Consider the following 24,518-nt stretch of genomic DNA (forward strand, 5'->3'; position numbering starts at 1 on the left):
GGCCGGGCGGGACGACGCGACGGGTGGTGGCCGGGTGCCGGTGACGAGCGCGGGGCTGCTGCTGCACCACGGGCGGGGTGCGGACGTGCACGTGCTCGTCGCGCACATGGGCGGCCCGTTCTGGGCCCGCAAGGACGACCACGCGTGGTCGCTGCCGAAGGGGCTGGTCGAGCCGGGCGAGGACGTCGAGGCGGCGGCGCGGCGCGAGTTCGCCGAGGAGCTGGGCGTGCCGGCGCCGGACCTGCCGGCCGTCGACCTGGGGGCGTTCCGCTACTCCTCGGGCAAGGTCGTGCACGTGCTGGCGGTCGAGGTCCCCGCGTCGCTCGTCGGCTCGCCCGACGACCCGGCGAGCGCCGACCTGACGACGCGGCCCGGCATCAGCACCGCACGCGTCGAGTGGCCGCCGCGCTCGGGCCGGCACCTCGACGTGCCCGAGGTGGACCGCGCCGTGTGGGCGCCGCTCGACGACGCGCGGCGCCTGCTCGTGAAGGGGCAGCAGCCCGCGCTCGACGCGCTGCTGCGGGTCACCGCGTAGCCGCCGGCGGGACGGTCAGACCCTGCTGCGCATCTGCTGCATGCTCGCGAGCAGGGTCGGGTCGCGCTGCTCGGGCCACCCGAACCCCGCCTCGTCGTCCCACGGCACGGGGTCGTCGTCGACGCTCACCTGCCACGACGTGCCCGGCAGCGCGCGACGCACGTCCGTGAGCGCGCGGCACCAGTGCGCGAGCCCGAGGAACGTCGCGAACGGGTCCTGCTGCGGGAGGGTCGTGCTGCCCTGCAGCGACGCGTCACCGGGGTCGGCGAGGTCGAGCGCGTCGGCGTCGAACGGGTAGTCCGCGTTGTGCGCGGCCACCAGCCCGCGGGCGACGGCCACCTCGTCGGGGGTCAGGGGTGCGGGACGGGTCGCGCGGTAGTGCAGCCGGACAGCCATGATCCGGGAGGATACGGGACGGAACGGACGTCCGGTGCGAGTTCCGGACGCCCGTCCGGGTCGCGCGTCACAGACCGTCGGGCCGGCGCTTCTGCGGGTACGGCGTGCGGCCGTGCGCGAGGTCCTCGACGAACGTCGCGATGCGGCGCGCGCGGGTCTCGGGCCGCTTGGCCTGCCCGACGCGCAGCAGCACCGCGAACCGGTTGCCCGAGGTCAACGCGTCGAACCAGGCGCGCGCGGCGGGCACCGCGTCGAGCGCGGCCGCCAGGTCGTCGGGGACCTCGATGGTCGCGGGGCCCCGGTAGGCGGCCTCCCACCGGCCGTCGGCCTGCGCCGCGGCGACCTGCGCGCGGCCGGCGTCGTGCATGCGGCCCTCGCGCTCGAGGCGCGCGACCCGCTCGACGTTGACCGCGGACCACGCGCTGCGCGGCCGGCGCGGCGTCATGCGCTGGAACGTGCTGGCCTCGTCGCGGCGCCGCGCCTGGCCGTCGATCCACCCGAAGCACAGCGCCTCGTCGACCGCGTCGGTGTACGTCAGCGCCGTCACGTCGCCACCCTTGCGGTGCAGCACGAGCCACACGCCCGTCGGCTGCGCGTGGTGCTCGGCCAGCCACGCGCGCCACGCCGCGGCGTCGGGGAGCAGCAGCTCGGGCAGGTCGTCGGCCACGGCGTCAGCCGTCCCGCCGGCGCCCGCGCGCGTCACTCACCGGTGCTCCCGTCCACGGCCTCGCGCAGCAGGTCCGCGTGCCCGTTGTGCCGCGCGTACTCCTCGACCATGTGCGCGAGCACCCACCGCAGCGACACGGGCTCGCCCGTCGCGTGGTGCCGTCGCGCCGACACCTGGTCGAGCCCGCCCGCGGCGAGCGCGTCGTCGACCGTGCGCTGCGAGCGCGCCACCGCCTCGTCCCACAGCGCGCGCAGCTGCTCCGGGGAGTCGTCGGCCGCGCTCGTGAAGTCCCAGTCGCGGTCCGCGTCCCAGTCGGCCGACGCCCACGGCTCGACGTGCGGGCGGTCGTGCCACACGACGCCGAACCAGTTGTCCTCGACCATCGCCAGGTGCTTCATCAGGCCGCCGAGCGTCAGGGTCGACGGCGGGAGGGTCTGCCGCAGCTGCGCGGCGTCCAGGCCCTCGGTCTTGAGCAGCAGCGTGCGGCGGTGGAAGTCGAGGAACGTGAGCAGCGTCGTGGCCTCGTCGGCGCGGTGCGGCGGGTCGCCCCGCTCGGACGTGAGGCGCGCGGGTGCGTGCCGCCCGTCGGTGGGCGTGCCGGGGGCGGGCGCGTCGGTCATGAGGACAGCGTGCCAGCCGGGTCCGACACGCCTCACGCGGGCCCGTGGGCGGCGGCGTCCGGCGCGGGCTGCGCGTCGGTGTGCGCGACGTGCCGCAGCTGCCGCCAGATCAGCACGACGAACACGGCCGACCCGACGAACGCGCCCCAGAACGGCGCGGTCACGCCCCAGCGCTGCGCCGCCCACCCGCCCACGAGCCCGCCCAGCACGAGCCCGCCGAACGTGCCGATGACGTTGACGCCGTTGACGCGGCCCTGCAGCGCGCTCGGCACGGCGCGCTGCCGGATCGTCATCGACGTCGTGCCCCAGACGAACGCGTGCGCGCCGAACACGAAGAACACCGGCATCGCGACCCACGCGCTCGTCGTCACCGCCAGCACCAGGTGCGTGAGCGTCTCCACGACCAGCCCGACCCGCATGAGCCCCGCGAGCGACACGCGTGCGGTCAGCCACCCGTAGGCCGTGACGCCCAGCAGCCCGCCGAGCGCCTGCACGGTGGTGACCAGGCCGAACCCGACGTCACCCAGCCCCAGGCGCTGCTGCGTGTACAGCACGAGCACCGACCACGCGGCCCCGAACGTCACGTTGAACACGAGGATCGTCAGCACGAGCGTGCGCACCGCGGGGTGGTGCCAGGTCCAGCGGACGCCCTCGACGACGTCGGCGCGCACGGTCGTCGTGCCGCGGGCGCGCCCGTGCGGCGGCAGCTCGACGCGCGCGACGAGCGCGACGGCGGCCGCCATGAGCACGGCCGTCGCGGCAAACGGCGACCACTGCCCGGCCGTGAACAGGGCCGCGCCGAGCGGCGGGCCGGCGAGCTGGTTGAGGCCGATGAACCCGGCCTGCGTGCGGGCGTTCGCGGTCGCGAGGTCGTCGCGCCGCACGACCATCGGTGCCAGCGTGCCCGCCACGTTGTCCGCGAACGTCTCCGCGGCTCCCAGCGCGACGAGAGCGACGAGCACGACCCACACGGGGGCGACGTCGCCCGCGACGGCGGCGGCGAGCAGCGCGAGCACGGCGACCCGTACCGCGTTGCACGCCATGACGAGCCGGCGGCGGTCGACGCGGTCGGTGACGACGCCCGCCCACAGCGCCAGCAGCAGGCGCGGGAGCCACGCGGCCGTCGCGGCGAGCGCGACGACGAACGGGTCCTGCGTGCGGGTCGCGACCAGCAGCGGGCCCGCCGCCAGCACGAGCCCGTCACCCAGGTTCGACGTCCACGAGGACGCGACCAGCCACCGGAAGGGTGCGCCGAGCCGCGCCGGGAGGACCGTCTCGAGCGCACGTCGCAGCACGCGGTGCACGGTAGCCGGGTCGGGGCCGCGGGCCCACGGAGATCCCACGGCCCGAGCCGTCCCGCGGCCGGGATGGTCGGTGCCACACTGCCCGCATGACCCGTGACGACGCGTTCCTCCTCGCCGCCGACGCCGTGCTCGACCTGGTCGACCTGCCCGAGGTCACGGTGCGGTGGTCGCAGCCGTCGGCGCTGCCGCGACTGACCGTCGGCGGGCTCGCCGTGCACCTGGGCAACCAGGTGGTGCGCGCGGCCGAGCTCCTGCCGAGCGAGCCCGGCGACCTGCCCGTGCTCGCCGACGCCGACGAGCACTACGCGCGCTCGGCGTGGCCGACGGCCGCGCCCGAGGACCCGGTGAACGATCGCGGCGGCGACGAGACGCTCGCGCTCGAGGGCCCTGCGGCGCTGCACGACCGCGTCGTCACGCACCGCGACCGCGTGCGCGACGCGCTCGCGTCCGGCGCCGCGCAGGACGTCGTGCCCGTGCCGTGGGCCGGGTGGGCGCTGCGCCGCGAGGACTTCCTGCTGACGCGCATGCTCGAGGTCGTCGTGCACTCCGACGACCTCGCGGTGAGCGTCGGCGTCGACACCCCGACGCTCCCCGCCGCGGTGTTCGACCCGGTGCGTGACCTGCTGGTGCGCCTCGCGGTCGCGCGGCACGGTCAGGCGCGCGTCGTCGCGGCCCTCACGCGTCGTGAGCGCGCGCTGCCGGTCCACGCGTTCTGAGCCGCGTGGCCGCGGGCGGGGCCGTCAGCGCCGGAAGCCGCCCTCGGTCGAGAGCACCTGCCCCACGACCCACCTCCCGGCGTCGGACACGAGCCACGCGATGAGCCGCGCCGGGTCGTCGGGCTCGCCGAACCGCCCGCCGGGGAAGTGCGCGAGCACGGCCTCGACCACCTCGGCGGGGGCCGCGTCGGCGTCGAGATAGCCGGTGTTGACCGGCCCGGGGTTGACGGTGTTGAGCAGGATGCCGCGGTCGACCAGGTCGTCCGCGACCGACGGCGTCAGCCCCGCGAGCACCGCCTTCGACGCGGCGTACGCGATCTCGTCCGGCATGGGCCCGGCGAGCTGGCCCGACGTCATCCACACCACGCGGCCGCCGGGCCGGCCGTCGTGCTGCGCCGCGAACGCCTTGGTCGCGAGCAGCGTGGCGCGGGCGTTCACGGCCCAGTGCGCGTCGAGCGTGCCCGCCGTCTGGGTCGCCAGCCGGCCGTCGCCGCCGCTGCGCGCGTGGTTGCAGACCAGCACGTCGAGGTGCCCCAGCGCGGCGCCGGCGCGCGCGACGAGCTCCTCGCCCGCGGTCGGCGCCGCGAGGTCGAGGCTCGTCGCCGCGAGGCGCGCGCCCGGCACGAGCTGCGCCTCGAGCTCGCCCAGCAGGGCGTCGACGTCGTCGGCACCCCACGGCTGCTCGGCGTCGTGCGGGGCCCAGTGCTGGACGACGAGGCTCGCGCCGGCGCGTGCGAGCCGCGACGCGACCGCGAACCCGATGCCGCGCCGGCGGCTCACGCCCGTGACGACGGCGACCCTGCCGTGCAGGCTCTCGCCCCGGTCGGGTGCTGCGGTGCTGTGCCGGTCGTGTCCCATGGGCGGCGACCCTAGGGGCGGGTCGGTGCGGGGGCGAACGTTTTGCGGGCGGTGCGGCGTACCCTGGCCGCGGCGATGGATCCCGCCGGGGCGTGCCGCCCGAACCGCCGCACGGCTGATGGTTCCTGCTCCGGTGGTACGGGCGCAGGCTGCTGCCCGCGGGAGGTGACCATGGCCGACGTCGCACGTTCCTCGCCGCCCTCGACCGCACGCTCGGCGGTGCCGTCGACCGTGTCGTCCGCGGCGCTGGTCGCCGTGGGCGGGACGCTCGGCGTGACGGTGCGCGCGCTGCTCGAGGGCGCGTTCCCGGCGGCGCCCGGCGGCTGGCCGTGGACGACGACGGCGATCAACGTCACGGGTTCGCTGCTGCTGGGCCTGCTGCTCACGGCGCTCGCGCGTCGCGGGCCCGACGCGGGGCGGCGGCGTGCCGTGCGGCTGGGCGTCGGCACGGGCGTGATCGGCGGGTACACGACGTACAGCACGTTCGTGCTCGAGGTGGAGCGGCTGGTCACGGGCGGGGCGGTCGTGACGGGGGTCGCGTACGCGCTCGTGAGCGTCGTGCTCGGGGTCGCGGCCGCGGTGCTCGGCGTCGTGCTCGCGGGCGGGCGCGCGGGTGCGCGGGGGCAGGCCGCGCACGACCCGGACGCCCTGGTCGAGGAGCGTGCGCGGCCCGGCGACGGCCCGCGCGCGGGGGAGGTGCGGTCGTGATCGTCGTGCTCGCGCTCGCGGGAGGCCTGGGGGCGGCCGCGCGGTTCGGTGTCGACACGGCCGTCGCGCGTCGTGCCCGCGGGTCGGTGCCGCTCGGGACCGTCGTCGTCAACACCACCGCGTGCCTGCTGCTGGGGCTGCTGACGGGCTGGACGCTGCGGCACGCGGGGCACGACGGCGTGCAGGCCGTGCTCGGCGTGGGGTTCCTGGGCGGGTACTCGACGTTCAGCGCCGCGAGCGTCGAGGCCGCGCGGCTGCTGCTCGCGGGTCGGGGCGTCGCGGCGGTGCTGCACGCGGCCGGGATGCTCGTGGCCGGGCTCGCCGCGGCCGTGCTGGGGCTCGCGCTCACGTCCTGACGGACCGGCCGGTCGAGCGGCCGCCCGCGCGTCGGAAGGCGCTTGCCGAAACGGTTCACGGTCTGGAGCGCGGCAGCGGGGCGGCCCTACCGTCGCCGCACGGACGGTGCGGCCCGACGACGCCCCGACCGCCCGGGACGACGACGTCCCGCCCCGGCGAGAGGTGACCCCATGACGCACCCACCCGCGCGGCCGACCCGCCGCGCCACGCTCACGGCCCTGCTCGCCGCGGCGCTCGCGGCGGCGAGCGTCGTCCTGGCGCCACCCGTGCAGGCCGCCCCCGGCACGAGCTGCACGGGCTCCACCGTCCACGGGTCGGCGGTGCAGGACGGCGGCACGTGGCGCGCCTACCGCGGCAGCACGCAGCTGTGGGCCGGCCCCGACATGCTCACCGCGATCAACCGGGCCGTCGAAGGGCTCGACGCCGGGCGCACCAGCAAGCAGCGCGTCGTCGTGAACGGCTCGGGGACCATGAGCGCGAACGCGCGCATCACGCTGCCCAGCTACACGACCCTCGAGTCCTGCGGCACCCTCCACGTCACCGGCACCGGCTCGGGCAACGTCGCCGGCGTGTACATGCGCGGCGCCACCGACATCGAGGTCGCCCGCCTGCACCTCACGGGCACCCCCGTGTACGGGATCTTCGCGCGCGACGTCGACAACCTGCGGCTGCGGGAGATCGACATGCGGCTCAGCGGCGGCGGCATCGGCGTGCGGATCGACAACCACGGCGACCGCAGCCGCTTCGTGCGCAACATCACCGTCAACTCGCTGTACGTGTCCGGCGCGGGGTCGCACGCGCTCGAGACCTACGGGGTCGACGGGCTCACGGTCGGCACGGTCACCGCGCGCGGCGTCGGCGAGTCCGGCGTGCTGCTCAACGAGACGATCAACGCGACGGTGAGCCTGGTCGACGCGCAGGACGCCGGCACCGGCACCGGCTACGCGGCGTTCCGGATCGCCAACCGCGCCGGACGCATCGGCGCGTCCTACCCGACCAACATCCGCGTCGGCACAGTCAAGGCCGTCGGCGGCGGGCGCGGCGTGTTCTGCGTCTCCGAGAGCGGCGGCCTGCGCATCGACCGCGTCGAGCTGCGGGCCACGGGCAACAACCCCGTGCTCGTCGAGAACTGCACCAACGTCGACCTCGCCCCCGCGGGCGGCACGATCTCGGGCGGCGAGGTGCGGCTCGCGGCGCGCAGCGACATGCCGCAGACCCGTGACGTCACGCTGCAGAACCTCACGCTGTCGAACGGTGCTCGCGTCGTCGAGCGGCCGTGCGTCGCGAACCTCGTGATCCGGAACGTCACGGGCGGGTCCGTCACGCGCTGCTGACCCGCTCGTCGGCCGGGCGCCGCCACATCAGCGCGTACCGCCACAGCGGCAGCCGGCGCCACCGCACGCCGGGCAGCGCGTCGCGCGCGGCGTCGCGGACCTGCGCGAACGTGTGCGCCGGCGGCCACACCGTGGGCGCCGCGTGCTCCCAGAACGTGCGGGTGCGGCTCAGCACCTGGTGCTGCACCACGCCGAGCGTGTCCCACGCGGCGTCGACCGGCCCCGACGACGCCGCGCACCCGACGACCACGAGCACCCCGCCCGGCGCGGTGAGGCGAGCCAGGGCCCGCAGCGCGTCCGCGGGGTCCGGCAGGTGGTGCAGCGTCGCGATCGACGTGACGACGTCGAACGACGCCGGCGCGAACGGTGCGCGCAGCGCGTCGCCGCGCACCCACGCGCCCTGCGGGGCCGCCGCGCGGGCGCGGGCGAGCACCGCGGCGTCCAGGTCGAGGCCCACGACGTGCGGCACGCACCGGCGCAGGTCGGCCGCGAGCAGCCCGTCGCCCGTGCCCACGTCGAGCGCCGTCCGGGCGTGCGGCGGGACCTCCCGCAGCACGAGCCGGTGGTAGTGGACGTTGTGGTTCCACGGGCGGGGCGGAGCGGCGTCGCTCACGAGGCCTCCGGGGCGTGGGACAGCGGGTTGGTCGACCGTAGCGAACCGGCGGGTGCCCGTGCGCCCGTCGGCGTGCCACGCGCCCCGGCGCGCCGACGGGCGGGACCGGTGCGGTCCCGCCCGTCGGGTGGTGCGTCAGACGCCGTGCGGCGGGCCCGGTGCGCCGGGCCGCCCGGTCAGGCGCAGGTGAGGGTCGGCGACCCCGGCGTGCCCGTGCCGATGAACCCGAACGTCGTCGAGCCGCCCGCGGGCAGCGCGCCGTTCCACGCGGCGTTGCGGACCGTCACGTTCGACCCGCTGCTCGACACGTCGCCGCTCCACAGCTGCGAGACCGTGAACGACGAGCTTGACCAGCCGACCGTCCAGCCGCTCAGCGCGGACGAGCCGGCCGTGACGGTCACCTCGGCCTGGAACCCGCCCGGCCACGTGCCGGTGGTGCGCAGCGTCGCCGAGCACCGTCCGGTCGGGGTCGTCGGCGTCGGGGTCGGGGTGGCCGTCGGCGTCGGGGTGGCCGTCGGGGTGGCGGTGGGCGTGGGGGTCGGGGTGGGCGTCGGCGTCGTGGTCGTCGACCTCAGCGCCGAGAAGAACTGCCAGATCTCGCCCGGCACGTGCGACTGCTGCGCGCCGCGGTCGCGCGCGTCCCACTGGTGGTCGCTGTCGTTGGCGATCCACACCACGGGGAAGCCGTCGCGGCACGTGTACGTCGTCTTGGTGTGCTGCCCGCTGCCCGCCGCGGGCTCGGGCGCGTTCTGCGCCTGGCAGCCGTTGTTGCGCAGCGCGCGGTCGCGCAGCGCGCGGCCCTGCGAGATGTTGAGCACGCTGTCGGCCACGCCGTGCGAGCCGAGGTACGCGATGGGCTGCGTGCCGCCCGCGCAGCCCGAGAGCTGCGCACCGTTGAGCACCGCGACCGCCCGGAACACGTCGGCCCGCGCGCACGCCAGCGCGTTGCTCATGCCGCCGCCGTAGCTGAAGCCGGTCGCGAACCGCTGCGTCGTGTCGATGCACAGGGACGCGTCGAGCGTGCGCAGCAGGTCGTCGATGAACGTCACGTCGCGGCCGTTGCTGTTGGGCCACGCGTTGTCGATGCCCTGCGGCGCCACGAAGATCGTGCTGTTGTTCGCGAGCGGCTTGAGGCCGTAGAAGTTCTGGTTGACGACGTCCTGCGACGTGCCGTGCCACCAGTGCAGCCCGACGACCAGGCGGTACGGCTTGTTCGGGTCGTACCCGGCGGGCACGTCGAGGCGGTAGCTGCGCTGCTGGCCGCTGCTGGTGAGCGTGTGGTTGCCGGTGCCGAGGCCGGCGGGCTTGCCGCAGCCGCCGGTCGTGGCGGCCGCGACGGGGCCGCCCGGCAGCGCGGTCGCGGGCCCGGCGGCGGCGGTCAGGCCGCCGACGGCGAGCGCGACGGCTGCCACGAGGGCGCCGAGGCGTCGGCGGGTCGGGGATCGGTGCACGGTGGCTCCTCACGGTCGTCGCGCCGGCGTCGGCGTCGGCGCGGGGGTGACGTGGCGGTGGCAGGGCTGTGCCCCGGCGCACGTTCGTTCCCGCGACGCTAGTGACGGCGAGTGGGTGACCACACCGTGAGTAATCGTTTCACCACACGTCCGGGGCGACGCGTCAGCGCACCCCCACGCCCAGCAGGTGGCCCGACAGGTCGACCGCCTCGGTGTCGCCGTCCGCCGCGCGGGCCAGCACCAGCGCGGCGGCGACCACGTCGTCGTCGGGACGCAGGAACTCGAGCGCGAGCGAGCCTGGCCCCTCGACGCCCACGACGCGCGCGTCGCGGAACCCGGCGGTGGTCAGCTCGTCGGCGAGCTCTGCCGCGGTGTGGAAGTGCGCACCGGGGAACCCGCCCTCGTCGCGGTCCAGCGCCTCCGCCGGCTCGCCCGTCTCGAGCAGCCTCGTCAGCTCCGGACCCGGCAGGGCCGTGAACCGGCGGCTCAGCACGACGTCCATCGTCGCGATCGACCGCGTGATGCCGGCCGCGAGCACGACGCCGCCGGGGCGCAGCACCCGCAGCGCCTCGCGCAGCGCCCGCAGCCGGTCGTCGCGCGCCGCCAGGTGGTACAGCGGGCCGGCCAGCAGCACCGCGTCGAACGTCGCGTCGGCCGCCCGCAGCGCGCGGGCGTCGCCGACCTCGGCCGTGAACGTGCCGACCGCGCGCGCCGTCTCGACCTGCGACGCGACCGGGTCGACGAGCGTGACGTCGTGCCCCTGCGCCGCGAGCCACGTCGCGTGCACGCCCGTGCCGCCGCCCACGTCGAGCACGCGCGACCCGGGGCCCAGGTGCGCGCCGACGACCTCGCGCGTGCGGATCAGCTCGACCGCCCCGGCGGCCGTGCGCCCGAGGCGCGCGCCCTCGTCGACGTGCGTGCCGTAGTAGCGCTGCAGACGGGCGTCGAACGTGGCCTGGTCCATGGCGGGACGCTAGCGGCGCGGGTCGCGCCGGTGCGCGGGGATTGCGCTCAGCGCGCCGCCGACGGGCCCCGCTGCCGCACGCCCGTGCGTCGCATCGCGTCCGCGACGGCCGCTGCGTCGGCGTGCCGCTCGTCGGCCAGGCCCGCGACGACGCCCGCGTGGTCCTGCGGCGACCGGTTCTGGCTCAGCTTGGCCTTGGCCTCGACGCGCTCGACGCGCAGCTCGACGCCCACGACGGCGCGGAGCTGACGCCGCACGAAGTCCGCGGGCGCGTCGGTGACGGCCCACGGCTGCGCGCGGTCGTGCTCGTGCTGCGCGGTCAGCGTCGTCACGAGCCGGTGCAGCTCCTCGACGTCCTCGTGCACGCGCAGCCGGCCCGTCAGGTGCACGGCCGAGTAGTTCCACGTCGGCACGACCCGCCCGTGCTCGGCCTTGCTCGCGTACCAGGACGGCGACACGTACGCCTGCGGTCCGCTGACGACCGCGAGCGCCGGGGCGTCGTCGGGCAGGTCGCGCCACTGCGGGTTCGCGCGCGCCATGTGCCCCAGCAGCCGGTCGCCGTCCCACACGACGGGCAGCAGCGTCGCGACGGGGTACCCGTCGGCGCCGACGGTGACGACCTGCGCGGTGCCGACGGCCGCGACCAGCGCGCGGACCTCGTCGGCGTCGTCGAGCGCGTTGAACACCGGGACGTACATGCCGTGACGCTAGCCGCGGCGAGCGCCACGGCGCGAGAGGTGTCTCAGCACGGTGGCGGGGTGCGCGCGCGACGGCCGACCGGATAGCCCTCTCACGGGCGGGGGTGGATCGCCGTGTGGTGGTGAGAGTGCGATCCGGTCGTGTCGTGGACAGTGCTGGATCGCCCTCTCGCGGCGAGAGGGCGATCCAGTTGCCGCGGTGAGAGGGCGATCCAGCACCGGTGGGCGTCAGGAGCAGATGCCCCAGGGGATGTAGCTGATGTTCTGGGAGCCCTTGTAGTAGGTGACGCCGAAGCTGTTGGAGCCCGACGGGGTGAACGTGTTGCCGCTGCGGTTGGCGCCCCAGGCGCTCTGGATGGACTGGCCGGTGTTGGGGTAGACGGTCACGGACCAGTTGGACCGGCCGGTGACGGTGTAGGTGACGTTGAAGCGGTCGCCCCAGCTCTCGCCGCGGGTCCAGCTGACGGTGCAGCCGTTGTTCGTGTTGCTGCCGGAGTCGCCGCCGCCGGTGTTGCCGCCGCCGTTGTCGCCGCCGCCGGGCGTGCCCGTGAGCGGCGCGACGGCCCGGCCCGTCGTCGGGGAGATCTGCCCCGCGCACAGGTTGCGGGCCTGCAGGTCTCGCAGGATCCCCGGGAGGGCCTGCACGGTCGCGCCCGGCCAGTCGTGCATGAGGATCACCTGCCCGGGCTGCAGCCGCTGCGCGGCCTGCCGGATCGCGGACGCCGACGCGTTGTTCCAGTCCGCCGAGTCGACGTCCCACGTCACGACCGTGAGCCCGAGCGACGACGCGACCGAGCGGACCGTCTGGTTGACCTCGCCGTACGGCGGGCGGAACACCTGGGGCGTGACGCCCGCGGTCTGCTGCACGACCTGCTGCGTGCGGGACAGCTGCGACCGCACGTCCGACTCGCTCATGTTCACCAGGTGCGGGTGGTCCCAGCTGTGGTTGCCGATCTGCAGCCCGGCGTTCTTGTACGTCTGCATGAGCGACGCGTTGTTCTGCGCGTTCTGGCCCGTGGGGAAGACGGTCGCCGACGCGCCGTACTGGCGCAGCGTCGAGACGATCTGCGACGTCGTCGCGGCGGTGGGCCCGTCGTCGAACGTCAGCGCGACGTAGCCGGCCGAGCAGGACGCGGCGCTCGCGGTCGGGGCCAGCGCGAGGCCGCCCGCCAGGACGACGCCGACCGTCGCGAGCCCGGACAGCAGGCGCGCCGCGCGGCGGGGGGAGGTGGTTCGGGACACGGGAGGGCCCTTCTCGAGGAGGGGGCGCGAGGGACGCGCCGGGGGGAGACGGCACCGGGCCGCCCCCGTGGTGGGGGCGGCCCGGTGGTGGCAGGTCAGGAGCAGATGCCCCAGGGGATGTAGCTGATGTTCTGGGAGCCCTTGTAGTAGGTGACGCCGAAGCTGTTGGAGCCGTTCGGCGTGAACGTGTTGCCGCTGCGGTTGGCGCCCCAGGCGCTCTGGATGGACTGGCCGGTGTTGGGGTACACCGTCACCGACCAGTTCGAGCGGCCGGTCACGGTGTAGGTGACGTTGAAGCGGTCGCCCCAGCTCTCGCCGCGGGTCCAGCTGACGGTGCAGCCGTTGTTGGTGTTGCTGCCCGAGTCGCCGCCGCCGGTGTTGCCGCCGCCGCCGTTGTTCCCGCCGCCGTTGTCGCCGCCGCCCGTGGTCGAGCCGACCGTGATGTTCGACGAGCCGGACGACTGGTACCCCTCGGTCGCGAGGATCTGGTAGTTGTGCGTGCCGAGCTGCATGCCCTTCGACGCCCACGCGTTGAAGTGGTTCTGGGCCGTGATCGTGCCGCCCACGCGCTTGGACTGCCGCACCGACCAGAACTGCTTGAACGTCGAGCTGTTGCCCTCGATCGACGGCGCGTTGTACCGCGTCGTCTCGTAGATGTCGTACGTGCCGCCGTCGGACGTGACGGTGCCCTTGAACGTGCCGGTCGGGCGGTACGTGCCCCACGAGTCGACGATGTAGTACTCGACGAGCGGGCCGGTGGTCCAGCCGTACAGCGTGAGGTACGCGTTGCCGGACGGGTTGAACTGGCCCGAGTAGGAGACGGCGCGGCCGGTGCCCTTCTCCCAGCCCTTGCCGATGACGAAGTTGCCGGTGTTGGACCACTGCGTCGTGTAGTTGCCGCCGTCGTTGAGGTTGGCGGACACCGTGCCGGGCGAGTCGGTCCAGAAGGAGTACCAGTAGCCGCCCTGCGTGCCGGTCTTGTTGCTGTTGACGTACTCGGCGGCCGCCGGCGTGGCGAGCGCGACCGTGCCGGCGAGCAGCGCCGCCGAGGCGACGGCGCTCACGGCGGAGCGGAACGACCGGCGCTGACGGCGCCGAGCCGGGACGAAAGTATCGGACATCTCGCGACTCCTTTGTGCGTGCGATCCGGAGGGCCGGGGGAGGGTGGCTGCGCCTGCGCTGCGGTCCGGCAGGTGCGGGTGGCCGCCCCGGGCGGTGCCACGCCGGACGTCGTCGACCCGCGTGGATACCGTTATCGAGCGAGTCTGCAACGTGGGAGCGCGACCGCTGCGCCCCGTTCGGGCGATGAAGCGTTTCAGTCGGGAGTGTGCGGGCGTCGTCGCCGACGCATGCCGGTGAGGAGCGCGCAGACGTCCGACGTGCTCGAAAGTTGCGAGCTATGTGCGGGGTCGTGCCCGCACACGACTACCGTCGTCCCGTGGCGGAGCACGCAGGCGTCGTGACGATCGACGGCGGGGACCTGGGCTGCGCGCGCCTCCTGCTGCTGCTGCGCGACCGCGTCACGACGCTCGCCCCCGGCACGGTCGTGCACCTCGTCACCACCGACCCCGTGGCACCCGTCGACCTGCCGGTGTGGTGCCACATGACCGGGCACGTGTACCGCGGCGTCGTCGCCGGGCCCGACGACCGGCCGACCTACGCGGTCGAGGTCGCGGAGCGTCCCGCGGCCACCGACGCGCGGCACCCGTGGCGGCTGGGCCAGGGCTGACGTCGCGTCGTCGCGCCGTCGGCCCGTCGCGCCGTCGGCCCACGACGCCGTCAGCCCGTCACGCGTCAGCCCAGGACGACGACGAACCCCAGCACGGCGCTCACGACGCTGACCGCCAGCAGCGCGACCGCGGGGCCCACCGGCTCGCGCCGCCGCACGTGCACCACGACCGCCCCGCCCATCGTCACCGCGAGCGCCGTCGCCGCGACCGGGGCCAGCACCGGCGCGATCCCGGTCGCGAGCGGCAGCACGAGGCCGAGCGCCCCGAGCAGCTCCGCGAGGCCGACGAGCTTGACCGCGGCGGGCGAGAAGTCCTCGACCCACGCGAGCCCCGACGTGCGCAGCGCCTCGCGCGGGCGCACGAGCTTCATGACGCCGGCGCCCGCGAACGCCAGCGCGAGCAGGCCGTCGACGATCCACAGGGCGACGGTCACGGGGTCTCCTCGGGGTGGGCGGTGGCGGGGGTGCTGGCGACGAGCTCGACCTCGAACCCCTGCGCGTCCTCCAGGTAGGCCGCGTAGTGGTCCGGGCCGCCCGCCCACGGGTGCCGGTCGGCGAACATCAGGGACCAGCCGTGCGCGAGGGCCTCGGCGGTCAACGCGTCCACGTCGGCGGGGGTGCCCGCGTGGAACGCGAGGTGGTTGAGCCCCGGGCGGCGCCGCTCGTGCGCGCCCGCGACGACGTCGGGCCCCGCCTCCAGCGCGACGTACGTGCCGCCGCGGCGCCACGTGCCGCCCGTCGGCCACGCGTCGTCGTGCGCGTACCCCAGGCGTTCGAGCAGCCACCCGAGCGACCCGGTGGCCGTCTCGAGGTCGGCCACCCACAGCTCGACGTGGTGCAGGGCCCCGGTCTGAGTCACGCGGGCCAGTGTGCCGCGTCCGGGCGGGGTCGCGGGCGCGTGGCCGTCGCGCGCGGTCGTTACCCTCGGTGGCCATGCCGACCGATCCCCGCGCCCGCGTGCGCCGCCTCGTCGAGGCCCGGGCGTTCCAGCGCGTCATCATCGGCCTGATCGTCCTCAACGCGATCGTGCTCGGGCTCGAGACGTTCCCCGACGTCATGGCCACGGCCGGCCCCGTGCTCGAGACCGTCAACCACGTCGTCGTCGGCGTGTTCGTCGTCGAGGTCGTGCTGCGGGTCTACGCGGACGGGCGCGCGTTCTTCCGCGACCCGTGGAGCCTGTTCGACCTGTTCGTGGTCGTCGTCGCGCTGATCCCCGCGAGCGCCGGCTCCGAGGTGCTGCGCGTGCTGCGGCTGCTGCGCGTGCTGCGGCTGCTGTCGACCGTGCGCTCGATGCGCATGGTCATCTCGGCGCTCGCGACCGCGGTGCCCGGCATCGCCGCGATCGGCGGGCTGCTGGTGATGGTCGTCTACGTGTTCGCGGTGAGCGCGTCGACGCTGTTCGCCGCCGAGGCGCCCGAGGCCTTCGGCGACCTGTCCCGGTCGGTGACGTCGCTGTTCCGCATCATGGTCGCCGACGGCTGGGCCGACATCGCGGTGCCGATCGCCGAGCGGCAGGCGTGGGCGTGGGCGTACTTCATCGGGTTCACGGTCGTGTCGACGTTCGTCGTCCTCAACCTGTTCGTCGCCGTCACGGTCGAGGCCATGAACCGCCGGCACGACGAGGAGCGCGCGCCCGCCGCGCCCGCCCCCGAGACCGACACGCGCGTGCTCGCCGAGGTGGTGGCGCTGCGCGCGCAGCTCGCGCGGCTCGAGGAGCAGCTGGTCGTCGCGGCCGGCGTGGCGCCCGGCCCACGCAGCGACGACGCGGACGCGCGCCGGACGTGACGCCCGGCGCCGCAGCACCGGACGTCCCCGCGCGCCGCCCGGTGGCGCGCGGCCCGGTGATCTGCGCCGCCACCGCGCGGGTCACCCGATCGGGCGTAGGCTGGAGGTAGTCCCAGGAGGACGAGCACCTCGGTCGAGGAGCTCCACCCCTGGCACGTCGAAGGAGGGCGTCATGCCCGTCCACCGCAGCTTCCCCGCACGTCCCACCGCCGCGGGTCGTCCCGACCCCCAGGCTTCGCCCGCGGACCACGAGCCGTCCACCCCGGAGCCGTCCGCGCCGGAACCGAGCGCCCCCAGCCCGCGCCGACCCCCGGCCCGGCCGATCCCGAGCCCATCGTCCCCGAGCCGCACGCGCCCCCGCTGACGCACCCGGCGACGGCCGTCCGGTCACGCACCGGCGCGGCCTGGGTCGGCATCTGCGTCGGCGCGCTCGTCCTCGTCGCGCTCGTCGTCTTCATGATGCAGAACACCGCCCCGGTCGAGGTCGCGTTCCTCGGCATGAGCGGCTCGGCGCCGCTCGCGCTCGTGCTGCTCATCGCCGGCCTCGGCGTCGGCGTCGTGGCCCTGGTCCTCGGCAGCACGCGCATCGCCCAGCTCCGCCGGCTGATCCGCAGCGACCGACGCCGCGCCGACGTGCGCTGACCGACGCGTCACCGGGTGGCGCGACCGCGCCCTCACCCTCCGTCCCGACAGGGGATCCACCATGTCCACGTCCACCGCACCCTCCACCGCGGCCCCGGCCCCGTCCACGTCCGACGCGTCGCCCGACCCCACCGCAGGGGACCTCCACCTGCTCCACATCCTGGAGAGCGGGATCGCCGCCGAGGTGGGCACACCCGCCGAGCCGTCCCGGTACACCGTGCCGGTCGTGTTCTCCCGGCAGGTCACGCCCGTCGAGCGCGCACGCATCGAGGACCCCGCGACCGCGCGTCGGCTCGGCGAGGCCGTCAGTCCCGGTCGCGGCGGCCCGGAGCTGCGGCTCGTCGTGTCCGACCGTCGCCTGCTCGTGGAGAACACGACGCTCGCGGAGCTGCGCGACGGCCTCGCGGCCGAGCTCGCGGCCTTCCTGCGCGAGCTGGGCGAGGACGTGCGCGCCGCAAGCGCCGAACGCGTCACCGCCGCCGCCCGGCGCGCCGGTGACGCCGAACGACGCGACGCGACGGTCCACGCGGCCGTCGAGCAGATCCGGTTCGTGTAGGTGGCCGACGTGTCCACGCACCCCCCGGCCCCCGTCGACGGTCGGCGCGCGGTGTCGCCGCGGGAGCGGCAGGTCAGCGACTTCACGGCCCTGTCGAGGGTCGTGCAGGAGTCCGGCCTGCTGCGTCGGCGGCACGCCTACTACTGGTCGTGGTTCGTCGGTCTCACCGCGGCGCTCGCCGGCACCGGTGTCGTCTTCGTCGTGCTCGGGAGCTCGTGGTGGCAGCTCGTCACGGCTGCCGTCCTGGCCGTCCTGCTCGGGCAGGTCATGTTCCTGGGGCACGACGCGGCCCATCGGCAGATCTTCGAGTCCGGGCGCTGGAACGACTGGTCCAGCCTGGTCATCGCGAACCTCTACGCGGGCATGAGCTACGGCTGGTGGCAGCACAAGCACTCGCGGCACCACGCGAAGCCCAACCAGGTCGGCGCCGACCCGGACATCGCGACCGACGTCGTGCTGTTCCACACCGAGGAGCTGACCGAGCCGCGCACCGGCCTGGCCGGGTGGCTCACGCAGCGTCAGGGGTGGCTGTTCTTCCCGCTGCTGCTGCTCGAGGGGCTCAACCTGCACGTGTCGGGCATCAAGACGTTGCTCGGGCGCGGTCCGGTCCGGCGCCGGCCCGTCGAGATCGCGTTCGTGACCCTGCGGCTCGGCGGATACCTCGCGGTCGTCTTCTGGTTGCTGCCCGTCGGCATGGCGCTCGCGTTCCTCGGCGTGCAGCTCGGACTGTTCGGGCTCTACATGGGGGCCGTGTTCGCGCCCAACCACAAGGGCATGCCGCTCGTGCCGCGTGACGCACGCCTCGACTTCGTGCGACGGCAGGTGCTGATGAGCCGCAACGTCCGTGGTGGACGCACCACCGACGTGCTGATGGGTGGGCTGAACTACCAGGTCGAGCACCACCTGTTCCCGAGCATGCCGCGACCGCACCTGCGCCGCCTGCAGCCGGTCGTCCGGGAGTTCTGCGCCGAGCGCGGCATCCGCTACACCGAGGTGAGCCTGCTGCGGTCGTACGCGATCGTCGTGCGGCACCTCAACGCCGTCGGCCTGGCCGCGCGCGACCCGTTCCGGTGCCCGCTCGCCGAGCAGCTGCGCCCGGTGGGCTGACCGCGGCGGCGACGCGCGGGGTCCCGCCGCCGCGGGTGGGCCGGCGCCGCGGGTGGGCCGGCGCCGCGGGTGGGTCGGTGGTGCGGCTCAGTGCTCGCGCAGCACGTCCGCGAGCCCGAGCGGCGGCGCGCCCGTGACGTCCTCGACGTCGTGCGTGACCTGCGCCATGACGTCGCTCGCGATCGCCGTGTACGTGGAGACCCACGCGTCGACCTGCCATTCCGGGGCGCCGTAGGACGCGCGGGACGTGTACGCCTCGTCGAGCGTCTCGTCGACGTACCGCACCGGGCGCCCGCGCACGTCGGAGATGACGCGCGCGACGTCGGCGAGCGTGAGCGCCTCGGGGCCCGTGAGGTCGTACGTGCGGCCCGTGTGCGGTGCCGGGTCCCGCAGCACGGTCGCGGCGACCCGTGCGACGTCCGCGCGGGCGACGAACGCGCAGCGCCCGTCACCGGCCGGGCCGCGCAGCGCACCGTCGGCGCCGACGAAGTCCTCGAGCACGTCGAGGTAGAACGTGTCCCGCAGGAACGTCCACGCGACGCCCGAGGCGCGCAGGTGCTGCTCGGTCGTGAAGTGGTCCCGCGCGAGCGTGAACGTCGCGTCCGGCGAGGCCGCCGCGAACGACGTGTAGACGACGTGCCGCACGCCCGCCGCGGCGGCGGCGTCGACGAAGGCCACGTGCTCCGCGACGCGCGTCGCGCTCTCCGACGCCGAGACCATGAGCAGCGCGTCCACGCCGCGCAGCGCGTCGGTGCACAGCGCGCGGTCGGCGTAGTCGACACGGGCCACCTCCGCCGGCCGGGCCAGGTGCGGGAGACGTGCGCTCGTGGGGTCGCGGACCAGCAGCCGCTGCGTCGCCCCGGCCTCGTCGAGCAGCCGCGCGACGCGCGCGCCGACCTGCCCGGTCGCCCCGGTGACGCCGATCGTGACCGTGCCCATGGTGCCTCCTGCGCGTGCCGCGTGGTCGCCGTCCATCCTCGCGCCGCACGGACGGCGGGGCCACCGGCGCCGGTGCCGGTGGCGGTCCCGCGGGGCGGTCCCCGGGCGCGGGCGTGGGCGGGTTGCCGGTAACGTCACGGTCCGCAGACGCGCCCGCCCACCCCCTCGTCGCGCGTCCCGCCCGTCCCCCGAGGAGCTCGTCCATGAGGATCGTCCGCACCGGCGTCGCGCTGGCCCTGCTCGGTGCGCTGGGGCTGACCGCGTGCTCGTCGGGGGCGTCGGGCACGGGGTCGTCGGGCACGGCCGCGCCCGTGGCCGACGCGGTGACGACGCCGGCCGCCCAGCCGACGCTCGCGCCCGTGGCCCAGGCGCCCGAGGAGTGGCGGACCCTGCCGCTGGGCCCGGTCGTGCTCGACGTCCCGGGCGGGTTCGAGATGGTGCAGGAGCCGGGCGACGACGACGCGCGGACCGCGTCGTGGGTCGTGCGCCGCGGCGACCAGGACGGTGCCCGGGCCGCGATCTCCGTCGCGCGGGACACCGACCCGACGCGCACGCCGGCGCAGAGCGCGGAGGCCGCGCTGCGCTCGGAGGAGTCGCAGCGCGGCGCGCACGACGGCGAGCGCACGCCCCTGACGTGGCCGGGCGTGGCGGACGCCGCGCACCTGAGCTACCTGCAGGACGTGCTGGTCGGCAGCCGCACGGTCGAGCACCGCGCCGAGTGGGTCTACGCCGACCTGCCGGACGGCTCGCAGGTGGCGGTCGGGGTGGTGGCGCCCGTCGAGATGTTCGACGAGCTCGACCTGCACGAGGTCCTGGAGACCTGGCGCCCCGCCTGACGGGGTCCGCGCGCCACCGAGGCGCGGGCGGTCCGCGTCAGACGAGCCGGACCAGCCCGGCGGCGGTCGGTCGCAGCCCGCACGCGTCCTCGTAGAACGCCACGAGGTGCGGCTCGTAGTCGGCGTGCACCCAGTGGCACCCGGCGGCGCGCGCCTGCTCGACCGCGGCGGCGACGAGCGCACGGCCGACCCCGCGCCCCCGCACGTCGGGTGCGACGCACGTGTCGAGGAGGATCGCGTGCACGCCGCCGTCGCCGACCACGTTGACGAAGCCGACGAGCTCGCCGTCGTGCCGCGCGGTGACCCACGTGAGGCTGTGGTCCGCGAGCCGGCGACCCCAGGGCGTGGCGCCCGGGTCGTGCCCGAACGCGGTCGCGTGCAGGGCCTCGAGCTCGGCGTCGGTCAGCGCGCCGCGGACGTGCAGCGTGGGAGCGGGGTCCATCACGTCATCCTGCCTGCGACGTCACGTCGATTCCCGTGCGACCGGCCCCACGGCCCGCCGTGGGCTCAGGGTGCGGCGGCCGGCCCGGCGGGGACGACGGGCGTCGCGTCGTCGTCCCGCGGCGCACCCGCGACGAGCACGCGCCCGACGCCCGCCACGACGACGCCGGCCGCGACGACGGCGAGCAGCGCGACGCGCAGGCTCGTGGCGTCCGCGACGACGCCGACGAGGGTCGGGGACACGAGGAACCCGACGCGCAGCAGCCAGCTGACCACGGTGAGCCCGACGCCCGCGGGCAGCCCGGGCAGCTCGTCGGCGGTGTGCATGACGGCCGGGACGAGCGTCGCGACGCCGAGCCCGGCGAGCGCGAACCCGACGAGCGTGGTCGTGAGCGACGGCGCCGCGAGCGCGAGGCCCATGCCGCCGGCGATGAGCACGCCGCCGACCCGGGCGACGCGTCGCTGGCCGAACCGGTCGACGACACGGTCGCCCGTGAGGCGTCCGACCGTCATGGCGACCTGCAGCGCGACGAACGCGAGGCCCGCGGCGGCGGCGCCGGTGCCGACCTCGCCGCGCAGGTACAGCGCGCCCCACGACGAGCCGGCGTCCTCGACGAACGCGGCGGCGGCCGCGAGGACGCCGAGCGCCGCGAGCAGCGCGACGGTGCGCCCGGCGACGTGCCGCAGCGAGCGCGCGCCCGGGTGCTCGTCGGCCGGGGCGGTGTCGCGCTCGGCGTCCTCGGGGCCGCGGAGCAGGAACCGGTGGGCGACGACGGCGACGACGCTGAAGACGACGGACGTGACGGCGACGTGCAGCGGCAGCGGGACGTCGAGGCCCGCGGCGGCCGAGCCGAGCAGGCCGCCGAGCACGGCGCCGACGCTCCACAGGCCGTGGAACGCGTTGACGATGGACCGCCCGTAGAGGCGCTGGACGCGGAACCCGTGGGCGTTCTGCGCGACGTCGACGACCGAGTCGAGCGCGCCGGCGAGCAGGAACAGCCCGGCGAGCGCGAACCAGCTGCCGGACAGCGGGACGACGGCGACGGCGGCGGCGAGCGCGACGAGCCCGAACGACGCGACGGCGGCGGACCCGAGCAGGCGGATGAGCAGCGGTGCGAGCAGCCCGGCGAGCAGCGCGCCGAGCGGCATCGCGGCGATGGCGGTGCCGAGCGCGGCGTTGCTGAGCCCGAGCCCGTCCTTGACCTCGGGCAGGCGGGGCACGAGGTTGGCGTAGAGCACGGCGTTGACGAGGAAGACGGCCGAGACGGCGACGCGCGCGCGGCGGGCGGTGCGCGTGACGGGGGCGGGCATGGGGCTCCGGGTGGTCGTCGACGGGGGGTCGGGGCCGGCGCGCGGTGCTCGACGCCGATGCGGTCGAGCGTACGCATCGATGTGTACGATCGTCCACATGACGACGCGCGACCACTTCGCCGACGACCCGCGCACGAACCGCGAGCGCATGCTCGCGGGCGACCTGTACATCGCCGACGACCCCGAGAACGAGCGCCTCGCGCGCCGCGCGTTCGCGCTCGCCGACGCCTGCTACCGCGCGACCGTCGCCGGCGACGACGAGGCAGCCCGGCAGGCGCTCACCGACCTGCTCGGCTCGCTCGGCGAGGGCGCGTACGTCAAGCCGCCGCTCGCGGTGGACTACGGCGAGAACGTCCACGTCGGCGCGCGCACCTTCGTCAACTCGAACCTCACGGCGCTCGACGTCGCGCGCATCACGATCGGCGAGGACTGCCAGATCGGCCCGAACGTCCAGCTGCTCACGCCGACGCACCCCGTCGACCCGCAGCCCCGCCGCGACAAGCTCGAGGCCGCGCTGCCCATCGTGCTCGGCGACAACGTGTGGCTCGGCGGCGGCGTGATCGTCTGCCCGGGCGTGACCATCGGCGACAACACGGTCGTCGGCGCCGGGTCCGTGGTCGTGCGCGACCTGCCCGCGAACGTCGTCGCCGTGGGCAACCCCGCGCGCGTCGTCCGCGAGATCGCCTAGGGCCCGCGCGTGGCCGAGCGGCGTGCCCGGCGGCACGACCCCCAGCGGCGCGACCGCATCGTCGAGGCGTGCCTGCGGGTCGTCGGCGAGGTCGGCGTGGCCGGCGCCTCGACGCGCCGCATCGCCGCCGCGGCCGACGTCCCCCTCGGGTCGATCACCTACCACTTCGACGACGTCGACGCGCTGCTGCGCGAGGCGTTCGAGCGCTTCGCCCGGCGCGTCAGCGACCGGTTCGAGCACGCGATGGCCGCCGCGCCGGACCGCGCCGCAGCCCGCGACGCCGTGATCGCGCTCATCAGCGTCGACGTGCTCACCGACCCGCACGAGCTCGTGCTCACCCACGAGCTCTACACGCTCGCCGCGCGCGACCCCGGCTTCCGGCGGCTCACGCACGACTGGATGTCTCGCAGCCGCCGCGCGCTCGAACGGCACGTGGACCCGCAGACCGCGCGCCTGCTCGACGCGCTCATCGAGGGCATGACGATCCACCGCGCGCTCGACACCGAGCCGCCCGACCCGTCCGACGTCGCGGTCGCGGTCGACCGCGTGCTCGCGGGTGCACCGTCGCCGTGACCAGCGGCGCGGCGCCCGGCGCGACCACCGGCGCGACACCCGGCCCGGCGGACGACGCCACGGCCGGCCGCACCGCCGGCGCCGACGCGGGTGGGAGGGTCGCCGCGACGACCGCGCTCGGCACACGACCTGTCGGGCGGCTGCTGTGGCACGCGTGCACGCAGACCACGCTCTCGGTGGGCGTGTACGGCGTCTACGCCCTCACCAACGCGTGGTTCGTGGCACGCGGCGTCGGGCCGACGGCGGTCGCGGCCGTCAACCTCGTCGCGCCGCTGCTGCTCGCGCTCGGGGCGCTCGCGACCGCGCTCGGCGTCGGTGCCGCGTCGGTCGTGTCGCGGCGGCTCGGCGCGGGCGACCCCGCCGGAGCGGCACGCGCCACCGGCAACGCGTTCACGGTGTTCTGGCTCGCGGCCCTGACCACGACCGGCGTCGGGCTGACGTTCCTCGACCCGCTGCTGCACGCCCTCGGCGCGCGCGGCGCGACCCTGCCGTACGCGCGTGACTACGCCGTGGTCGTGCTCGCGGGGGCGGTCGTCTCCACGGGGTTCTCGAGCCTCGTGCGCGCCGAGGGGCGCCTGCGGTTCTCGGTGCTGCTGTGGGTCGTGCCGGTCGTCGTGCAGATCGTGCTCGACCCGCTGCTGATCTACGGCGCGGGGCTCGGCGTGCGGGGCGCCGCGCTCGGCACGGTCGGCGGGCAGGCCGTGTCGGCGGCCATGAGCGTGTGGTTCTTCTTCCTGCAGCGCGGCCGCCCGTACCGCGTGCGCGCCGCCGACCTGCGCCCGCACGCGCCGACCGTCGGCACGCTGCTGGGCATCGGGTCGCCGTCGTTCCTCGCGGGCGCGGGCACGACGCTGCTCGTCGTCGTGGTGAACACGGGTCTGTCCCGCGCCGCCGGTGCCGCCGCGCTCGCGGCGTACGCGATCTGCGCGCGCGTCCAGACGTTCGTGCAGATGCCGCAGCTCGGCATCAGCCAGGGCATGCAGCCCGTCGTCGGGTACAACGCGGGCGCGGGACTCACGGCGCGGACGTGGCGCGCGCGTGTGCTGACGCTGCGCGCGACCCTGCTGTACGGGCTGCTCGCGGGTGCCGCGACGGCCGCGCTCGCCGAGCCCGTGGTCGCGGTGTTCGTCGACGCGGGGCCGACGCGGACCGCGGCTGTCGACGCGCTGCGCGTGCTCGCGGTCGGGTTCGCCGCGGCGGGTGTGTCCCCGCTGGTCGCGGCGTACTTCCAGGCTCTCGGCCGGCCGCGTCCGGCCTACCTGCTCACGCTCGGCACGCTCGTGGTGGTGAAGGTGCCGCTGGTGCTCGGGCTCGGAGCGGTCGGGCCGACGGGCACGTGGGTCGCACTCGCGGCGGGCGAGGTGGTCGGGGCCGTCGTCGCGCTGGTCGTGCTGCGGCTGCGCGACCCGCTGCGGCGCGTGGTCGACGAGCCGGTGTGACGCGTCCTG

The 24,518-nt window shown here is 75.7% G+C and carries 30 protein-coding genes and 1 riboswitch; of the genes, 14 read left to right on the top strand and 16 right to left on the bottom strand.

Going from position 1 to position 24,518, the window contains the following annotated elements; all coding sequences use genetic code 11:
* The first annotated feature begins 34 nt into the window (after positions 1-34).
* On the top strand, positions 35-535 hold the full coding sequence (locus GY42_RS14415) for an NUDIX domain-containing protein (protein WP_046529856.1): 501 nt from the start codon (positions 35-37) through the stop codon (positions 533-535).
* A gap of 15 nt (positions 536-550) precedes the next feature.
* On the opposite strand, the gene GY42_RS14420 is transcribed toward GY42_RS14415, so the two are convergent.
* The 4 genes from GY42_RS14420 to GY42_RS14435 all read right to left on the bottom strand — a co-directional run bounded on the left by GY42_RS14420 (position 551) and on the right by GY42_RS14435 (position 3,513).
* Positions 551-931: a hypothetical protein gene (locus tag GY42_RS14420; protein ID WP_046529857.1), complete on the bottom strand. Its 381-nt coding sequence runs from the start codon at positions 929-931 to the stop codon at positions 551-553.
* 67 nt (positions 932-998) lie between these two features.
* On the bottom strand, positions 999-1,598 hold the full coding sequence (locus GY42_RS14425) for a YdeI/OmpD-associated family protein (RefSeq protein WP_046531034.1): 600 nt from the start codon (positions 1,596-1,598) through the stop codon (positions 999-1,001).
* Positions 1,599-1,630: 32 nt separating this feature from the next.
* The gene (locus GY42_RS14430) at positions 1,631-2,218 is read right to left on the bottom strand and encodes a DinB family protein (RefSeq protein ID WP_082131577.1); all 588 of its coding nucleotides are present in this window, start codon (positions 2,216-2,218) and stop codon (positions 1,631-1,633) included.
* A gap of 32 nt (positions 2,219-2,250) precedes the next feature.
* A complete protein-coding gene (locus GY42_RS14435; protein WP_330217854.1) occupies positions 2,251-3,513 on the bottom strand; it encodes an MFS transporter in 1,263 nt (420 codons plus the stop codon).
* Positions 3,514-3,608: 95 nt separating this feature from the next.
* On the opposite strand from GY42_RS14435, the gene GY42_RS14440 reads away from it, so the two are divergent.
* Positions 3,609-4,238, top strand: coding sequence for a maleylpyruvate isomerase N-terminal domain-containing protein (locus tag GY42_RS14440; protein WP_046529858.1), 630 nt, complete (start codon positions 3,609-3,611; stop codon positions 4,236-4,238).
* A gap of 24 nt (positions 4,239-4,262) precedes the next feature.
* On the opposite strand, the gene GY42_RS14445 is transcribed toward GY42_RS14440, so the two are convergent.
* Positions 4,263-5,096, bottom strand: a complete 834-nt coding sequence (locus tag GY42_RS14445) for an SDR family oxidoreductase (RefSeq protein ID WP_046529859.1) — start codon at positions 5,094-5,096, stop codon at positions 4,263-4,265.
* Positions 5,097-5,158: 62 nt separating this feature from the next.
* A riboswitch (Fluoride riboswitch) is annotated at positions 5,159-5,231 on the top strand.
* A gap of 36 nt (positions 5,232-5,267) precedes the next feature.
* Between GY42_RS14445 and GY42_RS14450 the strand changes: the two genes are divergently transcribed.
* The 3 genes from GY42_RS14450 (at position 5,268) to GY42_RS14460 (ending at position 7,495) form a co-directional block, all read left to right on the top strand.
* A complete protein-coding gene (locus GY42_RS14450; RefSeq protein ID WP_082131578.1) occupies positions 5,268-5,804 on the top strand; it encodes a fluoride efflux transporter FluC in 537 nt (178 codons plus the stop codon).
* The gene (locus GY42_RS14455) at positions 5,801-6,160 is read left to right on the top strand and encodes a fluoride efflux transporter FluC (RefSeq protein ID WP_046529860.1); all 360 of its coding nucleotides are present in this window, start codon (positions 5,801-5,803) and stop codon (positions 6,158-6,160) included. The genes GY42_RS14450 and GY42_RS14455 overlap by 4 nt, the downstream gene beginning before the upstream one ends.
* A gap of 171 nt (positions 6,161-6,331) precedes the next feature.
* Positions 6,332-7,495, top strand: a complete 1,164-nt coding sequence (locus tag GY42_RS14460; protein ID WP_046529861.1) for a hypothetical protein — start codon at positions 6,332-6,334, stop codon at positions 7,493-7,495.
* Here the strand turns inward: GY42_RS14460 and GY42_RS14465 are convergent.
* From GY42_RS14465 to GY42_RS14490, 6 genes are all read right to left on the bottom strand, one after another.
* The gene (locus tag GY42_RS14465) at positions 7,482-8,108 is read right to left on the bottom strand and encodes a class I SAM-dependent methyltransferase (protein WP_046529862.1); all 627 of its coding nucleotides are present in this window, start codon (positions 8,106-8,108) and stop codon (positions 7,482-7,484) included. The two genes, GY42_RS14460 and GY42_RS14465, sit on opposite strands and share 14 nt — an antisense overlap.
* Before the next feature lie 176 nt (positions 8,109-8,284).
* Positions 8,285-9,559, bottom strand: coding sequence for a cellulose binding domain-containing protein (locus GY42_RS19890; RefSeq protein ID WP_046529863.1), 1,275 nt, complete (start codon positions 9,557-9,559; stop codon positions 8,285-8,287).
* A gap of 163 nt (positions 9,560-9,722) precedes the next feature.
* Positions 9,723-10,523, bottom strand: a complete 801-nt coding sequence (locus GY42_RS14475; protein WP_046529864.1) for a class I SAM-dependent methyltransferase — start codon at positions 10,521-10,523, stop codon at positions 9,723-9,725.
* Positions 10,524-10,570: 47 nt separating this feature from the next.
* On the bottom strand, positions 10,571-11,221 hold the full coding sequence (locus GY42_RS14480) for an FMN-binding negative transcriptional regulator (protein WP_046529865.1): 651 nt from the start codon (positions 11,219-11,221) through the stop codon (positions 10,571-10,573).
* A 228-nt stretch (positions 11,222-11,449) separates the two neighbouring features.
* On the bottom strand, positions 11,450-12,463 hold the full coding sequence (locus tag GY42_RS14485; RefSeq protein ID WP_046529866.1) for a polysaccharide deacetylase family protein: 1,014 nt from the start codon (positions 12,461-12,463) through the stop codon (positions 11,450-11,452).
* A 95-nt stretch (positions 12,464-12,558) separates the two neighbouring features.
* Positions 12,559-13,527, bottom strand: coding sequence for a glycoside hydrolase family 11 protein (locus tag GY42_RS14490; RefSeq protein WP_330217855.1), 969 nt, complete (start codon positions 13,525-13,527; stop codon positions 12,559-12,561).
* 374 nt (positions 13,528-13,901) lie between these two features.
* On the opposite strand from GY42_RS14490, the gene GY42_RS14495 reads away from it, so the two are divergent.
* Positions 13,902-14,192, top strand: coding sequence for a sulfurtransferase TusA family protein (locus GY42_RS14495; protein WP_070318500.1), 291 nt, complete (start codon positions 13,902-13,904; stop codon positions 14,190-14,192).
* A 65-nt stretch (positions 14,193-14,257) separates the two neighbouring features.
* Here the strand turns inward: GY42_RS14495 and GY42_RS14500 are convergent, their stop codons facing one another.
* On the bottom strand, positions 14,258-14,626 hold the full coding sequence (locus GY42_RS14500) for a DoxX family protein (protein ID WP_046529869.1): 369 nt from the start codon (positions 14,624-14,626) through the stop codon (positions 14,258-14,260).
* Entirely contained in the window at positions 14,623-15,051 is a 429-nt protein-coding gene (locus GY42_RS14505) for a VOC family protein (protein ID WP_236686802.1), read from the bottom strand. The genes GY42_RS14500 and GY42_RS14505 overlap by 4 nt, the downstream gene beginning before the upstream one ends.
* A 74-nt stretch (positions 15,052-15,125) precedes the next feature.
* Here GY42_RS14505 and GY42_RS14510 point away from each other — a divergent pair, with 74 nt between their 5' ends.
* The 4 genes from GY42_RS14510 (at position 15,126) to GY42_RS14525 (ending at position 18,282) form a co-directional block, all read left to right on the top strand.
* Positions 15,126-15,977 (top strand): ion transporter, encoded by an 852-nt coding sequence (locus tag GY42_RS14510; RefSeq protein WP_046529871.1) that lies wholly within the window; start codon positions 15,126-15,128, stop codon positions 15,975-15,977.
* Positions 15,978-16,433: 456 nt separating this feature from the next.
* Complete coding sequence (locus GY42_RS18345) at positions 16,434-16,619, top strand: lipopolysaccharide assembly protein LapA domain-containing protein (protein WP_052748411.1); 186 nt, start codon at positions 16,434-16,436, stop codon at positions 16,617-16,619.
* 61 nt (positions 16,620-16,680) lie between these two features.
* Entirely contained in the window at positions 16,681-17,175 is a 495-nt protein-coding gene (locus GY42_RS18350) for a hypothetical protein (protein ID WP_052748412.1), read from the top strand.
* 9 nt (positions 17,176-17,184) lie between these two features.
* Positions 17,185-18,282: a fatty acid desaturase family protein gene (locus tag GY42_RS14525; protein ID WP_046531039.1), complete on the top strand. Its 1,098-nt coding sequence runs from the start codon at positions 17,185-17,187 to the stop codon at positions 18,280-18,282.
* A gap of 87 nt (positions 18,283-18,369) precedes the next feature.
* Here GY42_RS14525 and GY42_RS14530 read toward each other — a convergent pair whose 3' ends face one another.
* Positions 18,370-19,221, bottom strand: a complete 852-nt coding sequence (locus GY42_RS14530; protein WP_046529873.1) for an SDR family oxidoreductase — start codon at positions 19,219-19,221, stop codon at positions 18,370-18,372.
* Between the two features lie 203 nt (positions 19,222-19,424).
* Here GY42_RS14530 and GY42_RS14535 point away from each other — a divergent pair, with 203 nt between their 5' ends.
* Positions 19,425-20,057 carry a hypothetical protein gene (locus GY42_RS14535; protein WP_046529874.1) on the top strand — a complete coding sequence of 211 codons (633 nt, stop codon included), beginning with the start codon at positions 19,425-19,427 and terminating at the stop codon, positions 20,055-20,057.
* A gap of 37 nt (positions 20,058-20,094) precedes the next feature.
* Here the strand turns inward: GY42_RS14535 and GY42_RS14540 are convergent, their stop codons facing one another.
* Both GY42_RS14540 and GY42_RS14545 read right to left on the bottom strand, forming a co-directional pair.
* Positions 20,095-20,499, bottom strand: a complete 405-nt coding sequence (locus GY42_RS14540) for a GNAT family N-acetyltransferase (protein WP_046529875.1) — start codon at positions 20,497-20,499, stop codon at positions 20,095-20,097.
* Positions 20,500-20,564: 65 nt separating this feature from the next.
* Positions 20,565-21,809 (bottom strand): MFS transporter, encoded by a 1,245-nt coding sequence (locus tag GY42_RS14545; RefSeq protein ID WP_046529876.1) that lies wholly within the window; start codon positions 21,807-21,809, stop codon positions 20,565-20,567.
* 97 nt (positions 21,810-21,906) lie between these two features.
* Between GY42_RS14545 and GY42_RS14550 the strand changes: the two genes are divergently transcribed.
* From GY42_RS14550 to GY42_RS14560, 3 genes are read left to right on the top strand one after another with little or no spacing between them, the layout of a single operon-like run.
* Positions 21,907-22,497, top strand: coding sequence for a sugar O-acetyltransferase (locus tag GY42_RS14550; protein WP_046529877.1), 591 nt, complete (start codon positions 21,907-21,909; stop codon positions 22,495-22,497).
* A 9-nt stretch (positions 22,498-22,506) separates the two neighbouring features.
* A complete protein-coding gene (locus tag GY42_RS14555) occupies positions 22,507-23,070 on the top strand; it encodes a TetR/AcrR family transcriptional regulator (RefSeq protein WP_046529878.1) in 564 nt (187 codons plus the stop codon).
* Positions 23,067-24,509: an MATE family efflux transporter gene (locus tag GY42_RS14560; RefSeq protein WP_082131579.1), complete on the top strand. Its 1,443-nt coding sequence runs from the start codon at positions 23,067-23,069 to the stop codon at positions 24,507-24,509. The genes GY42_RS14555 and GY42_RS14560 overlap by 4 nt, the downstream gene beginning before the upstream one ends.
* Positions 24,510-24,518: the final 9 nt, after the last annotated feature.

This window comes from Cellulomonas sp. FA1 (assembly GCF_000986825.1).
Lineage (GTDB): Bacteria > Actinomycetota > Actinomycetes > Actinomycetales > Cellulomonadaceae > Cellulomonas > Cellulomonas iranensis.

What these genes read in the sequence shown, in the direction of transcription:
- GY42_RS14420 (WP_046529857.1), bottom strand. Translation starts at nt 931, where the DNA reads ATGGCTGTCCGGCTGCACTACCGCGCGACCCGTCCCGCACCCCTGACC.
- GY42_RS14430 (WP_082131577.1), bottom strand. Translation starts at nt 2,218, where the DNA reads ATGACCGACGCGCCCGCCCCCGGCACGCCCACCGACGGGCGGCACGCA.
- GY42_RS14440 (WP_046529858.1), top strand. Translation starts at nt 3,609, where the DNA reads ATGACCCGTGACGACGCGTTCCTCCTCGCCGCCGACGCCGTGCTCGAC.
- GY42_RS14445 (WP_046529859.1), bottom strand. Translation starts at nt 5,096, where the DNA reads ATGGGACACGACCGGCACAGCACCGCAGCACCCGACCGGGGCGAGAGC.
- GY42_RS14450 (WP_082131578.1), top strand. Translation starts at nt 5,268, where the DNA reads ATGGCCGACGTCGCACGTTCCTCGCCGCCCTCGACCGCACGCTCGGCG.
- GY42_RS14460 (WP_046529861.1), top strand. Translation starts at nt 6,332, where the DNA reads ATGACGCACCCACCCGCGCGGCCGACCCGCCGCGCCACGCTCACGGCC.
- GY42_RS14475 (WP_046529864.1), bottom strand. Translation starts at nt 10,523, where the DNA reads ATGGACCAGGCCACGTTCGACGCCCGTCTGCAGCGCTACTACGGCACG.
- GY42_RS14480 (WP_046529865.1), bottom strand. Translation starts at nt 11,221, where the DNA reads ATGTACGTCCCGGTGTTCAACGCGCTCGACGACGCCGACGAGGTCCGC.
- GY42_RS14510 (WP_046529871.1), top strand. Translation starts at nt 15,126, where the DNA reads ATGCCGACCGATCCCCGCGCCCGCGTGCGCCGCCTCGTCGAGGCCCGG.
- GY42_RS18345 (WP_052748411.1), top strand. Translation starts at nt 16,434, where the DNA reads ATGATGCAGAACACCGCCCCGGTCGAGGTCGCGTTCCTCGGCATGAGC.
- GY42_RS18350 (WP_052748412.1), top strand. Translation starts at nt 16,681, where the DNA reads ATGTCCACGTCCACCGCACCCTCCACCGCGGCCCCGGCCCCGTCCACG.
- GY42_RS14530 (WP_046529873.1), bottom strand. Translation starts at nt 19,221, where the DNA reads ATGGGCACGGTCACGATCGGCGTCACCGGGGCGACCGGGCAGGTCGGC.
- GY42_RS14535 (WP_046529874.1), top strand. Translation starts at nt 19,425, where the DNA reads ATGAGGATCGTCCGCACCGGCGTCGCGCTGGCCCTGCTCGGTGCGCTG.
- GY42_RS14540 (WP_046529875.1), bottom strand. Translation starts at nt 20,499, where the DNA reads ATGGACCCCGCTCCCACGCTGCACGTCCGCGGCGCGCTGACCGACGCC.
- GY42_RS14545 (WP_046529876.1), bottom strand. Translation starts at nt 21,809, where the DNA reads ATGCCCGCCCCCGTCACGCGCACCGCCCGCCGCGCGCGCGTCGCCGTC.
- GY42_RS14550 (WP_046529877.1), top strand. Translation starts at nt 21,907, where the DNA reads ATGACGACGCGCGACCACTTCGCCGACGACCCGCGCACGAACCGCGAG.